The organism is Hymenobacter sp. R533113 (genome assembly GCF_056835965.1).
In genome coordinates this window covers 133,093-146,018 of sequence record NZ_JAKWBD010000001.1, presented here as the reverse complement: position 1 = coordinate 146,018, position 12,926 = coordinate 133,093, and the positions used below count along the sequence as shown (strand labels likewise).

General features: G+C 55.9%; 15 protein-coding genes. 2 read left to right on the top strand and 13 right to left on the bottom strand.

Features of this window, described 5'->3' with window-relative positions:
• Positions 1–21: 21 nt before the first annotated feature.
• Both MKZ35_RS00630 and MKZ35_RS00625 read left to right on the top strand, forming a co-directional pair.
• Positions 22–786: a PIG-L deacetylase family protein gene (locus MKZ35_RS00630; RefSeq protein WP_482511297.1), complete on the top strand. Its 765-nt coding sequence runs from the start codon at positions 22–24 to the stop codon at positions 784–786.
• Positions 783–1,382, top strand: coding sequence for an SAM-dependent methyltransferase (locus tag MKZ35_RS00625; RefSeq protein WP_482511296.1), 600 nt, complete (start codon positions 783–785; stop codon positions 1,380–1,382). Before MKZ35_RS00630 ends, MKZ35_RS00625 begins: the two co-directional genes overlap by 4 nt.
• Here MKZ35_RS00625 and MKZ35_RS00620 read toward each other — a convergent pair.
• The 13 genes from MKZ35_RS00620 to MKZ35_RS00560 all read right to left on the bottom strand — a co-directional run bounded on the left by MKZ35_RS00620 (position 1,379) and on the right by MKZ35_RS00560 (position 12,926).
• Positions 1,379–2,134, bottom strand: a complete 756-nt coding sequence (locus tag MKZ35_RS00620; protein ID WP_482511295.1) for a hypothetical protein — start codon at positions 2,132–2,134, stop codon at positions 1,379–1,381. The two genes, MKZ35_RS00625 and MKZ35_RS00620, sit on opposite strands and share 4 nt — an antisense overlap.
• Complete coding sequence (locus tag MKZ35_RS00615; protein WP_482511294.1) at positions 2,071–2,586, bottom strand: glycosyltransferase family 2 protein; 516 nt, start codon at positions 2,584–2,586, stop codon at positions 2,071–2,073. Before MKZ35_RS00615 ends, MKZ35_RS00620 begins: the two co-directional genes overlap by 64 nt.
• A gap of 134 nt (positions 2,587–2,720) precedes the next feature.
• On the bottom strand, positions 2,721–3,887 hold the full coding sequence (locus MKZ35_RS00610; RefSeq protein WP_482511293.1) for a BamA/TamA family outer membrane protein: 1,167 nt from the start codon (positions 3,885–3,887) through the stop codon (positions 2,721–2,723).
• Between the two features lie 209 nt (positions 3,888–4,096).
• Positions 4,097–5,305, bottom strand: coding sequence for a BamA/TamA family outer membrane protein (locus MKZ35_RS00605; protein ID WP_482511292.1), 1,209 nt, complete (start codon positions 5,303–5,305; stop codon positions 4,097–4,099).
• Between the two features lie 111 nt (positions 5,306–5,416).
• Positions 5,417–6,337, bottom strand: a complete 921-nt coding sequence (locus MKZ35_RS00600; protein ID WP_482511291.1) for a geranylgeranylglycerol-phosphate geranylgeranyltransferase — start codon at positions 6,335–6,337, stop codon at positions 5,417–5,419.
• 135 nt (positions 6,338–6,472) lie between these two features.
• Positions 6,473–6,667 (bottom strand): cold-shock protein, encoded by a 195-nt coding sequence (locus MKZ35_RS00595; RefSeq protein ID WP_084444074.1) that lies wholly within the window; start codon positions 6,665–6,667, stop codon positions 6,473–6,475.
• Between the two features lie 137 nt (positions 6,668–6,804).
• The gene (locus tag MKZ35_RS00590; protein WP_482511290.1) at positions 6,805–7,308 is read right to left on the bottom strand and encodes a KdsC family phosphatase; all 504 of its coding nucleotides are present in this window, start codon (positions 7,306–7,308) and stop codon (positions 6,805–6,807) included.
• Between the two features lie 114 nt (positions 7,309–7,422).
• Positions 7,423–7,659: a Fe-S cluster assembly protein IscX gene (gene iscX, locus MKZ35_RS00585; RefSeq protein ID WP_482511289.1), complete on the bottom strand. Its 237-nt coding sequence runs from the start codon at positions 7,657–7,659 to the stop codon at positions 7,423–7,425.
• 133 nt (positions 7,660–7,792) lie between these two features.
• On the bottom strand, positions 7,793–8,125 hold the full coding sequence (locus MKZ35_RS00580; protein ID WP_482511288.1) for a 2Fe-2S iron-sulfur cluster-binding protein: 333 nt from the start codon (positions 8,123–8,125) through the stop codon (positions 7,793–7,795).
• A gap of 63 nt (positions 8,126–8,188) precedes the next feature.
• Positions 8,189–8,632, bottom strand: a complete 444-nt coding sequence (locus tag MKZ35_RS00575; RefSeq protein WP_482511287.1) for a DUF2520 domain-containing protein — start codon at positions 8,630–8,632, stop codon at positions 8,189–8,191.
• Positions 8,629–9,024 carry an NAD(P)-binding domain-containing protein gene (locus tag MKZ35_RS00570; RefSeq protein WP_482511286.1) on the bottom strand — a complete coding sequence of 132 codons (396 nt, stop codon included), beginning with the start codon at positions 9,022–9,024 and terminating at the stop codon, positions 8,629–8,631. The genes MKZ35_RS00575 and MKZ35_RS00570 overlap by 4 nt, the downstream gene beginning before the upstream one ends.
• A 232-nt stretch (positions 9,025–9,256) precedes the next feature.
• A complete protein-coding gene (ccsA, locus tag MKZ35_RS00565) occupies positions 9,257–11,857 on the bottom strand; it encodes a cytochrome c biogenesis protein CcsA (protein WP_482511285.1) in 2,601 nt (866 codons plus the stop codon).
• A gap of 58 nt (positions 11,858–11,915) precedes the next feature.
• Complete coding sequence (locus MKZ35_RS00560; RefSeq protein ID WP_482511284.1) at positions 11,916–12,926, bottom strand: hypothetical protein; 1,011 nt, start codon at positions 12,924–12,926, stop codon at positions 11,916–11,918.

Below are 12,926 nucleotides of genomic sequence, written 5' to 3'. Positions count from 1 at the left end.
GCGCAGGTTGCCGCCTCAGTCATGTCAGAAACCTCGCCGTTCTCTTTTGCTGAGCAGCCGCTGCGCCCGGCAGAATTTGCCCCCCAGCTAGGCCCTACGATAGTCATTGCCCCCCACCCCGATGATGAGTCATTGGGGTGCGGCGGCTTGCTGGCCCTTTTGCGTAAGGCACGAGTGCCAGTTATGGCCATTCTTATAACGGATGGCACCATGTCGCACCCCAACTCGCGGAAATACCCACCGGCAGCTCGTCGGCAATTACGGGAAGCGGAGTTTGAAGCGGCGTTAGTTACCTTGGGCATCACAACGGCTCCGCACTACTTGGGCCTGCCCGATGGCAACGTGCCAACAACGGGCGCAGCAGGCTTCGAAGCGGCCGTGGAGCAGCTACGGCTGTATTTCAGTCAATTCTCTCCCACTACGGTAGTGGCTCCCTGGCGGCGCGACCCGCACCCCGACCACCGCGCTACCAGTCAGCTGGTGCGGGCCGCGTTAGCCCAGCTGACTGCCCCACCGCGTCTCCTGGAATACGTAGTGTGGGCATGGGAGCGGGCCACGCCCGCCGATTTGCCTCAGCCCGGGGAGGTGGAAGGCTGGCGGCTGGATATTACTTCGGTCCTGGAGCAAAAACAGCAAGGCATTGCTGCCCACCGCTCCCAGCTTACCGATCTGATTGATGACGACCCCAGTGGCTTTCAACTTTCGCCGGCTATGTTGGCCCACTTTGCCCAGCCATTTGAAGTATACCTCGAATTTAAATCAGGGAGTAATTCTGCGTTGTTATGAACCCAAATCAACCCAACAGCCTGCCACCCGCCTACTTCGATGACGTGTATCGGGCTAAAGAGGACCCGTGGGAATTTGAAACCAGCACGTACGAGCGGGAGAAATACGCTACCACGCTGGCCGCGCTGCCCCATTCACAGTATGCGCGGGCCTTCGAAATTGGCTGCTCCCTAGGCGTGCTTACCGAGCAGTTAGCGGCCCGGTGCGGGCATTTGCTGGCGGTAGATGTTGCGGAAGCGCCCTTGCTACGTGCCCGCCAGCGGTGCGCGCACTTACCGCAGGTTGAGTTCCAACTTCTACGCGTACCCGAAGAATTTCCGGCACCGGCTGCCTTCGATTTGATTGTGGTGTCGGAAGTCGGCTATTACTGGTCGTCAGCCGATTTGCTGCGTGCCGCTGACCAGATAGTGGATGGATTAGCACCTGGGGGGCAATTATTGCTGGTGCATTGGACCCCACCCGTGCATGATTACCCGCTCACTGGGGACGAGGTACACGCTTTCTTTTTGCAGAAGAGCCTAGCCAACGGCCCCTTGCGCCACCTCCACGGCCAACGCTATGAGCAGTACCGGCTGGACTTGCTAGAGAAAATTTAGCCCCCCAGCTGCCCTATAAGTTGGCGTAGCTCACCGCGGGCCTGGCCCAAGGGCACCAACGGCCACCGGCGGGCCCACCGCATTGTTTTGTGTTGCTGCGCCTGCACCCATTCCCATAGCTCTCCAAAGGTGGAGACCCGATAAAACGCTTTCATCAACCCTACTACCGGCACGTGCAGTGTAGCTGCCAGCGCATTGCTAAAGCCATGATTTCCAATGGCGGCGGGCAGACTAGTGCGGCTAGCCTGCCAATGCATGCGCAACGCTTGCCGGGCCTGCCATAGAGCAAATAAGTACGGGCCGCTTTCCACCAGGGGCTCGTGCTGCTCTTCGCTCATGGTGGCCCACACGCGCAGCTGCCACGAGAGGCCCACAGCCACCCTACCCTCCTGCCGATCAGAGGTAAACACGCGCACCTGCGGACTGTGGCGCACGCTGATATCGTGGCGGCGCAGGGCCCGTACGAGGGCTTCATCTTCCAGAAAACTGACGGCTGGCAGCCCGCCCACACGGCGGTAAGCCCGAGCCGTAAGCGCCAGGCTCGCGCCAAAGTGTTGGTGGTGACGCGGCCAGGGGTCGGCTGCATCAGGATCGAGCAAATGCTCTAATTGGGCGCGTAATAGCTGATAGGATGCATCGCGCAGGTGATAGCGGCGTACCGAGGGTTCGAGGCTGGCGGAAGGCGTAGTCAGAATACGCCCCCGACTGCCTCCACCCCGGCAGCGGCTTCGGCCATAATAGCCGCAAGCCAAGTCTTACTGACCTGCGTATCGGCGTCGGTGCTGGCAATCAGGCCCATCGGCTGCCCTACGGCCTCCAGTCGATGACAAGCTTCATCCATAAGTAGGCGACGGGCAGTTCCTACATGCGCCTGGGCGGACGGAAGCGTAATGGTAACCACATGAACGACAAGCTGGGAGTGAAGCCGGGCAAACGTCCGCGCCACGGCCGCCGTCTGGTCGTGACAGTTGTTGGCTAATACAATAACCTCGTAGCTGCGTGGGGGCAGCGGCCGGCCCTGCAAATCGATCTGGGCAGCTAAAGCAGCCAACGCCAACGGCAGATTTTCGGCTTCGTCTTTAGCCGGAATAACAACGGAAGCCAACAGCTCAGCGGCCGGCGGCCCTGCCACTAGCCGGATACGTGGAGGCGCGGCCGTAGCCTCTTGGGCGGCATGAAAACGGGCGGGTAGGCTGTGCTTCATCAGTTGAACTTGCAGACTAAACAGGCGCAGTTTTTTATGGTTTAGAGCAACAGCGAAGTAGTGAGGTATTACGCTAGAAATCAGATATATAAATTACATCCGACTACCTTATTCTGTCAACCTGAGTAGGGAAATTAAAATGCTTCGCCAATGCTAAAGTAGAAACCGGAGGAGCCGCCCCGCCCCGCCCCATAATCGAAGCGGACGTTAAGGCGGTCTTGGCGATTGAATTGAAAGCGCAGCCCGGCACCGCCGGTTGCCTTTAGCCCACCTTCATCGAACGAGGAAAGCGAGTTTCCGACCTGCCCCACCCCACCAAATACTACTCCATTGAAGCGCCAGAACAAGTGCCGGCGCACCTCCGCCTGCAAGGCAACCAGTTGCCGGTCGCGGTAGCGGCCCTCGTAGTAGCCGCGCAGTATTTTTTCACCCCCTAGGTTGGCCAGTTCCCGGAAGGGCACGCGGCCCGTGTGAAACTGCCCCACAAGCTGCGTCGCCAGAATGGTTTTGTTGTCTTTGGTAAGCGGCTGAAAATGGCGGGCATCGAGCAGGAAGCGGCTGAAGCGAAAGTCGCTAGCCAGCAGGCCGCCGTTGAAATAGCTGCTCAGCTCCAGGTAATTGCCCCGAAAAGTGCTCAGCACATTGTCGCGGCCATCGTAGAGGATAGATGGACCGAGACCGGAACTGAGCGTATTTTGTCGTTCGCGGGCATCGCGCTCATAGAGGCGGCTGGGACGCTCCTCCGTGGGGCTGCCCTCGTTGATATCGGCGTTCACCTGCACGTCGCGTAGGTCGGTGAGGCGATATTGGAAGCCAGCGAACAGGTTGGGGGCTATTTTTTTGAGTACCCGCTGATTAAAAATCAGCACTTTATACTCAATCACCGACGCATCATCAATATCTGTACTCGGGCCGAAGCCGTAGTAGTTGATGGGAAATTTGTAGTAATAGCTCAGCTCGCCACTAAGCAAAAACCGCTCGCCGGGCGTAAAAATGGTGTGGGAGAGTTGAACCAGGCTCTGCTTTTTCTGGGTGCGCCAGGCAATGAGGCGAGCGTTCGACTTACGCACGGTAGTATCGGTGCCGAAGCGCCATACCGGCAGCACGGCTGCGCCGTAACCGAGGCCGGTTTCGGGCTGAGAGAAAACGATGGGGAAAGGTATAAAGCTGGGCTTGTCGCGCTTAGGCTGGGGGGCTTTTTCAGTGATGGCAACAACCGAATCGGGAGTTGCGGGTGTTGTTTGGGCGGTGGCGGAACCGGCTATAAAGCCAGCCAGCAAACAGGAGTATAAAAAGCGCATATCGAAAACAAAAAACGGCCAGAGCAAGCCGTAGCGCCGGAAGATACGCGTTGGGATAGGAATATGGTTTTTGCGCCGAGGCTTCCTTGCAGCTGCGTTTCGCTGAGTAGCGGGAGCTTGCTTTGAGTTAAATTAAAATAAAACAAAAAGCCCCCAGCCGAATGACGGCTGGGGGGCTTTTTGTGATGGGTTTGACCAGAAAAGCTGGCTTAGAACGCCTCGCCTACTGCGAAGTAAATACTAGGAGCCGTATCGGTGCCGCCAGCGTAATCCAAGCGGATGTTCAGACGGTCGCGGCGGTTGAAGCGGAAGCGCAGGCCCGCGCCCCCGGCGAACTTGGTGCCATCAAACCTGTAATCTGAGAGCTTATACCCTACCTGACCGGCGCCTAAGAAGGCAGCAGCATCGATGCGCCAGAAGAGCTTTTGACGAACTTCCGCCTGAAAGGTCATCATCTGCCGGTCGCGGAAGCGGGTTTCATAAAGTCCCCGCATCAGGCTCGCATTGTTGTAGATAGCACCGCCCAAATTGGCCCCTAAGCCACCCATTTCCCGAAACGGCACGTCGCCGGTATGGAGCTGAGTGAGATATTGCAGGGCCAGAATCGTATTATTAGAGCCAAACAAAGGCTGAAAGTGGCGGGCATCCAGCTGGTAGCGCGTAAACTTAAAGTCGCTACCCAGCGCGCCACCATTTACCAGCACATGGGCATCCAAAAAATTGCCGCTATAGGTAGCCAGCACATTGTCGCGACCATCATAGAGCAGCGAAGGACCGATGCCCGATATCAGCGTATTCTCCCGCTCGCGGGGGTCAATGCGGAAGTTATCACGCAGGAAAAAGTTGGGGCCGCCGTCTTTGGCGTTATCGGGCGCCTCAATATCGGTGAGGCTAGTAAGGCGGTAGCGCAGGCCCACGAACAAATTGGGCGCGATGCGCGGCATTACTTTCTCGTCGAAAACGATCAGCTTAAACTCCAGATCCGACTCGGCATCCTCCCTGTTGTCGTTGCCAATACCGTAGTAAAACAGCTTTTGATCATAGCGGCTTAACTCGCCGGATAGAAAAAGCTTTTCACCGGGTGTAAAAATGGTGTGCGTCAGTTGCAGGGTGCTCTGCTTTTCCTGGCTAAACCAGGCAATGAGGCGGGCATTGGACTTGCGCACCGTGGTATCGGTGCCGAAGCGCCACACCGGCAAAATGGCTGCCCCGGCCGCAAAGCCCGTTTCCTGCTGATAAAAAGCTATCGGCACCGGAATAAAGCTGGGCTTGTCGCTCGGAGCAAAGGCAGATTTGCGCGGCTGGCTAAGGCCAGGTGCCGGAGCGGTGGTGACTGAGTCGGGCGTGGAAGTTACTTGGGCGAAGGCGCCGGGGGCAGCTAACACGCTTAGGGTCAGCAACGAGTAGAGAAAGCGCATAAAATGGCTTGGTAGAAAGGATGGGGAAACCGAACCGCAGCACAAACCCACAGATAAGGTAGTAAATGCCATTCAGTTTTCATCGCTAACGGCTTAGCTAACCAAACTGTTTTAGCTGCCGCCCGCTACCCACAGCATAGACAGCACACCCGCCAGCATAATCCATTTGCACCAAGTACTTAGCGTCGTAAAATGAAGCCTTCTATCGGCGCGCAATAAGCGCCACCCCAGCCCTAATAATGGCACTAACACAGTCAGCAGTAGCCATAAGCCCAGCCCGCGGGTTTGCCCCACTACTAAGGCCTGCACACTGGCCGCGCCAATCAGCACCAGTAAGTTGAGCAGGAAGAGGCCGGTTATCCATTTGGTGCGCGCTACCCCCCACACAATAGGAAGTGTCAGGCATTTGTGTGCAGCATCGCCGCGCATATCTTCCACATCCTTGATGATTTCGCGTATTACTGTGAGCAGAAAAGCAGCCAATGCGTACACCCACACCGCCGAATGGCCAGTGCGCAATTGCAGCTCCGGCAGCAGCACCAAAGCGCCCGTAAGCGTTGCAATACTGACGTTGCCCACCAGCGGCAACCGCTTGAATCGGGCCGAATACCCCCACAGCAGCAGCGCCGACCCCAGATGCACCAATCCCAGCAGCGGCGACAAAGCTCCCGCCACCAATAAGCCTATACCTGTCAGGACTAAGTGCGCCATCATGGCATGGCGCCGGTTGATGATACGCCCTACTACCAGCCGACCGGGTCGGTTGATGCTGTCAATCTTGACATCGTAATAGTCATTGATAATATAGCCCGCGGCCGCTACACACAAAGAAGCCAGGATAAGTAGGCCAAACGAGAGGGTGAGCAGCGGTTGAGGCGACTGGAGTAAGCAGGCCCGTACCAGCAGCAGACACAGGGCCATGAGCAGCAGGTTGGGCAGGCGTACCAAGCGCAGCAGCGGCCGCCACCCTCGGGGCTCGGTGGTCCCTCCTGGTGCAGAGGCAAATGCGGCGGACGCGACGGGAGGCAGCATAAATAAAAAACCAGAGAGGCCGGATAAAAATGCCCCCCACGAAGTAAGCCGACAAATATCTTCCCCAAACGTTCAAAAAGAAAGCCTCTCCGTGTAGGGAGAGGCTTTCTGGAAAGTAAAATTCAGGTAGGAAACCTACACGCGCTTTACGTTTACCGCGTTTACACCTTTGCGGCCTTCCTGCGTTTCGAACTCTACGCGGTCGTTTTGCTGGACTTGGCCCCCGTTAAGGCCGGTAATATGTACGAAGAAGTCCTCCTTCGTATTGTCATCTGTAATGAAGCCGTAGCCCTTCGACTCATTAAAGAATTTTACGGTTCCTGTTTTCATGCAAAAAATAAAAAATGGGTTGAATGGATGATGGGGTAAATATAAATGGATTTTGGAAAAACACAACTTGTATTAACCCACTGTCGAGGTTAAGAAATTATCTACTTACTCAGCCGTAACGCCTGCATTACCAGACACTACCAGGTTTGCTGGGCCCGCATCACTGCCTCGATCAACTCGCGCACGGCACCGTGGCCGCCGGGCAGCCCCGACACATAGTTACTGATTTCGCGCACGTCGGCAGCGGCGTCGGCGGGGCAGGCGGCTATGGCGCAGCGGCGCATTACTTCTACGTCGGGGCGGTCGTCGCCCATATAGGCAATGTGAGCCGGGTCGAGGCGGTGCAAGTTGATGTAGGTGTTAAAAATCTTCATCTTATCATCCACGCCCAAGTAGATGTCGCGCACGTCCAACGACTCCAGGCGCCTGCGGACGCCCTCCTCCTCCCTGCCCGAAATAACCACGATGCGGTAGCCTTTGGTGAGGGCATAGCGAATAGCGTAACCATCGCGGATGTGAAAGGCCCGCGCCTGCTCACCCGAGTTCAGGGCCAGCAGGGTGCCATCGGTAAGTACGCCGTCTACATCAAGGATAAAGGCCTGAATAGCAAGCAACTTAGAAGGAGTAATGGTTGTATCCATTGTAAAAATAAGAATGGTTAAATGGCTGGAGGTTAAATGGCTGCTTGTTTAACGAGTTGCTAAAACAAGAACAAGCAGCCATTTAACCCCCAGCCATTTAACCATATAAAGTATCTATTGATTATCACGCCATTCGTACACCCACTTGGCCTGAATCTGCTCTAGGTGGCCTTCGTTGGCTTGTTCGCGGTTGCCCTCGAAGTTAGGCAATGTGAGTACCCATTCCAGCAGCTCGGTGAAGCGGATGCGGTAAATTTTTGCCTCCGTAAAGTCATTGCCAAACTTTTCGTAGAGAGCAATGGCGATATCCTCGTGGTCGCTCCACTGAATAGGGGGCTCGAAATGATTCATAGCTGGACGTTGGAAAGGTCAGAAATTGAATAGACGAAAGTGTGCGAGTGGAGAAGAGAAGAATCTAGTTAGAACTGACTTAACGCAGTTTCCAGCTTGCTGACTCTTTCATTCCCACCTTTCAAAAGTAGCCTTAGTGACCCAGGAAATCCTGGGGTGGGATAAGGATAACCAGATCGTTGCCCTCGGCCTGCACTACGCACTGGCAGGCCAGCCGGGAGTTGATGCGTGGGTTTACGGCGCGGTCGATGAAATCCTCTTCTTTATCAGAAATCTCGGGTAGTTCATCTTCGCCTTGCAGCACGTACACATGGCAGGTGCTGCAACCGCATACACCGCCGCAGTTGTGCTGGAGCTGAATATCGTTGTTGAGGGCCACGTCCAGCACCGACTCGCCTTGGGCTGCCACGTGAGTCTGCGTGGGCTGGCCATCCTGAAACTGGAAGGTGATGTTAACGGTGTTCACAAAGTAGGGTTCTTGGGGGCAATTGCGGGCACGAAGGTACGCACCACTGGTCCCGAATCAAAGCTAGAACCTCGCTCCGTTGTTTGGTATCGTGGGGGGCAATTGCTGCTGAATACTGTCGCTCAGCGACTTATATAAAGTTAACCACGTGGGGTGAGCAGCTAGCTCAGCCTGGTGGCGGGCCAGCGTGGGCGCGTCGCGGCGGGCAGCGGGCCCGGTTTGCACGCTGAAAGGTGGTGCAGCCAACGCTTTTTCCACAGTTTCGCGCAGTAAGGGTGCCAGCAGATCAAAGGGCAGGTGTGCCTCCGTTAGCAGGGCGTGACTGATGCCCAACAGGTGATTAGTGAAGTTGCTGGCAAATACGGCCGCTACGTGCAGATGCTGGCGCTGAATGGTAGCAACCGGCTGTACCATTTTGCTCAAACTGTGTGCTAAGCTCAGAAGCACGGCTAACCCGGCTTCATTGGCAGCTTCAATACAAAGCGGCACGGCCGACCAATCAATCACGCGGCCGGGGCTGAACGTTTGCAACGGGTAAAAAACGCCCCCCGCACCTTGGGGTAGGCTTCAAAAAGAGCCAGTGGTAAAGCACCAGCAGTGTGGACCACCAAGGCACCAGCCGGAAAGTTAGCGGCAGCCAGCACCACCGGCACCGCCGCGTCGGGCACCGATAGCAGATAAAGATCAGCGGGCGGCTGGGGGGCAAAATCGAGGCCGGTGCTAGCAACCGCGCCGGGTAGCTTAGCGGCTAAGCTTTGGGCGCTGGCAGCCGTTCGGCTCCAAACCGAGACGACCAGGTGGCCCGCTTCTATCAACGCAGGGCCTAACTGACTGGCTACGCGGCCCGCGCCAAGCAAGGCAATACGCTGGGGGGCAAATGTTGGCTGAAGGGTACTCATCGGGCGCAAGAAAGTGCTTAATTCTTTAATCTGGCCCTACCGATTAGCTGGTTACTCACAACAAACCAGTAGTTGAACTAGATCGATAGCTAAATAACTGTGAAGCGCAGTAGTATTCAGAAATAGCTCTTCAACTTCACAAAAAAGCCCCCCAGATAAGTTCTGAAGGGCTTCTTTACTAGGTCATCAATTTAGTTTACTGCAAGCGCTTTAAATCCAACCTCTTCCTACGCTACCGACTCTGCGCGGCGCGGCGCGGGAGTCTTCTTAACGGTGCTTGCGCCTGCGGGAACGGGCTGGGGGTATTTTCGCGCAACTCGCGGCGGCGCTTCGTGAAGGCCATACCGAAGCCGATTGTCATGAGCAGCGTGCCGCTCCAGAGCAGGTTGATGAAAGGCTTCTCCATCGCTTTCAGGATAATATAATCCTTGGCCGTAGTGCTCACGCCGAAGGTAAACTTGCCCTTTTCAGGATCTACGTTGATGAAAGACAGACGCAGGCCCAGGTCTTCCACCTCATCGGGTACCCGGCCGATAAGCCGGTCGCGCACTACAAACATAGGGTGCACGTGGTATTTTTTCTTCTCCCCATGCACGATAAAATCGCCTTGGATGGCTAAGTCGCCGGGCTTCAGGCCCAGGCCAGCCGTTTGATGAGCCGGCTCGATGGCGCGGAGCACCGCGAAGTAATCATTCAGGAAAATCGTGTCGCCTACGGTAATCTCGTGCTCTTTTACCTCGGTCCAGTCTTTCTCCTTGCTCGGGTCGGGCACGGTGCTGATGTGCGAGTAAATGTCGTGGTCAACGAACTGCTTGAGCGCCGGTGAGGCCAGCAGGCCCATCTCCTCGTTTACCTGTGCCCGCGGGAAAAGCGTGAAAGCCTCCTGCGTTTCACGGTCTTTGTACTCGACGCGGTAGTAGGTATTCTCAGGCAGGATTTCGAGCGTATCGCCGGTCTTGTAATACGTCTTGTCCTTGATTTTTATGTCGCCCCGCGCAATGACCTTGTACTCATCATCAGTGCGGTAAATCAACTCTTTATTGACGTAGTCGGGCAGGCCGGGCACTTCAAAATACTGTCCGGTATAGCTCACATCGTACTTGCCCATCGGCGCGGTGTCGTTGCGCCAGAGTAGTACATTGTCGCGGTTTATCTCCTCCGGAAATTCGCGCGAATACACCAGACCCGACACGTTTGCGGAAATAATATTGGAGTAGCCGGCCGAAGCCAGAATACCCAACAGCATCAGCGCCACGCCAATGTGAGCCACAGCTCCACCCGACAAGCTCACCCGTCGCATGATTAGATTTAGCAGCATACCCAGGTTGGCCAGCACTCCAAACAGGGCCGCCGTGAGTAGCAAAATATAGGTTGGGCTCATCTGCAGCTTGTTATAGCGCACCAGCAGAATAACCAGCGCCGCGCCCAGCAGGGTTAGGATACCGGGCACGGCCAAGGAGTTCGTCAGGCTTTGCTTGTCGTTTTTCTGCCACCACATCACCTGCGCCAAGCCTGAAAGTAAGGCTACGCCTACGCCGATATACAGCTGAATCTTGGTGTAGTGCGCAATCTGGTCGGCGGGCAGGGCCAGGTTGGATTTGATGCCCAGAAAGCCCAGGAAAGCATTATAAACGGGAATGCTCGTAGTTACCAGTACCTGGAAAGCGCCGAGGCACAACACCGTAGCCCCTACAAATACCCACAGCTCAGCGTTATAGGTAGTCAGCTCTTTCTCAGAAATCGGGATGCTCTTCCAGCGCCACACCAGCATGCTGATGGCCACCACAAAGAAGAAGCCCATGTAAATCAGCAGCTGGCCCGACAGGCCCAGGTCGGTGAAGGAGTGCACGGACGCATTGCCCAACACACCGCTACGGGTCAGGAAGGTAGCGTACAGAATGAGCAGGAAGGAGGCAATAACCAGCACGAAAGAGGTGCGCAGGCCCAAACGGCTCCGCTTCCACAGAATCATGCCGTGGATGGAGGCTACCAGCACCAGCCAAGGAATGTACACGGCATTTTCAACTGGGTCCCAGTTCCAGTAGCCCCCGAAGTTCAGGGTTTCGTAAGCCCAGTAAGCACCCATCATCACACCCACGCCCAGCACCAAAGCGCCAAGCAAGGTCCAGGGCAAAGCGGGCTTCACCCACTTGCTTAACTCCCCTTTCCATAGGCCGGCAATGGCAAAAGCGAATGGCACGAGCGTAAGCGCGAAGCCCAGGAAGAGTGTGGGCGGGTGAATCACCATCCAGTAGTTCTGGAGCAGGGGGTTCAGGCCAGTACCGTCTTTGGGCACGAAGTTGGGGTCAGTTTTCCAGACGGGCAGATCGACGAGGAAGTCGCGCAGCAGAATAAACGGCGACGAGCCGATTTTGAGCTCACCGATTACGACGCCCAAGATCATGGAGGTCAGGAAGAGCTGCACGCCGGCAAACACGGTCATCACGGGGGCTTCCCACTTTCTGTTAAAGCGAATGATGGCCAGGCCCAGCACTACTTGCCAGAATATCCAGAGCAGGAAGCTGCCCTCCTGCCCTTCCCAGAAGCAGGAAATCATGTAGTACACCGGCAAATGGTTGCTGGAGTGGCTCCAAACGTAGTAATACTCGTAGCGGTGGCCATAAATCAGGCTAAACAAGCAGCCGATAATGGATAGCACCGCCACGCCGTGCACTAAAAAAGCCCCCCGGCCCAAGCGGCGCCAGTCAGTGTCGTCCTCACCTAGGGGCCGACGGTTGGTAGCCATGTAATAGGCATAGGCCGCTACGGTGGCGGCCACAAACGCTATAATGACACTTAAGTGTCCGAGGTCGCCGATGAAAGTATTAAGCATGGTTATCGGGTATAATGTAGGGGCTGCTGACAGGAATTAGCCGGTCAGAGCCCAATCGTTAGTTTGCTTTGCGGCGCGAGTGGATAAGCTTTTTCATTCGAGCCTGATGACCGCGCCGTTCTGCACTTACTGCGGAAGATGCTGCCTTAGCGGCCGAGGATGATTGACCTTGCAGCGGCAAAAAGGCTTCGTACACGTTGCGCTTAACCTTTGGACCCATCCACGTCACCCAACGGCTGCTTACTACCACGGGCGGCTGCCCATCGGTGGCGGCAGTGATTACCTGATAATGATACCGTCCGGGACCGGGCAACGTATCAGTAATAACATAGTCGGCTTGCTGACCGCCGTACACAGTGCGCACCACCGATTGCTCACCTACCGCCGTAGCCTGCTTCTGGCGCGCCTCACGCCGCAGAATACGGCTTCGGGTAGTGGTTGTAGAATCGGGCAAGGTCCAGTTCAAGGTTACGAGTTGCGTCGGAGTAAAAACCGCCTCGGCATCCGTTGGTTCAGCTACCGGCAAACCTTTTGGTGTCGTGCTTACTGTTAGAGCAAAAGAGCAGAAGTCGTTTAGGTAGCCGTCCACGTTGAGCAAGTAGCGCTGGCCCGCTTTCAGGCTATTTAGTGTCACAAACACATCATCCTGAGTCCCTAGGGAGGTGCAGGATATTATCTGGTAGGTACTGGGCTGACACGGCTCGCCGGTCATTACCACTAGCTGCACCCCACGCGTATCGCGGCATTTTTGCCCCCCAATGTTCGCGAAATAGCGGCCCGCAGCTTTTGGCGTAAACTCAAACCACTGGTCGTTGTGGTACTTGATGCGCTTGCCTGTTAGCGCCTCATCTACGCATGGCCACTGCACGGTGCAGTTAGTGGTGTTTGATGCCAAGGTTTGCTCGGCCTTCAACACGAGGCGCCGCTCAATGTCATCGTTTGCGACTTGCGCGGCCGCAGATTCAGTAAGGAATGGAAAATGAAGAATGAGAATCTGAACAACGAAAACGCGCAGCCAGAAACGCACTTGTGCATTCTCAGCCCACAAATCTGCTTGTTCTTTACCCAT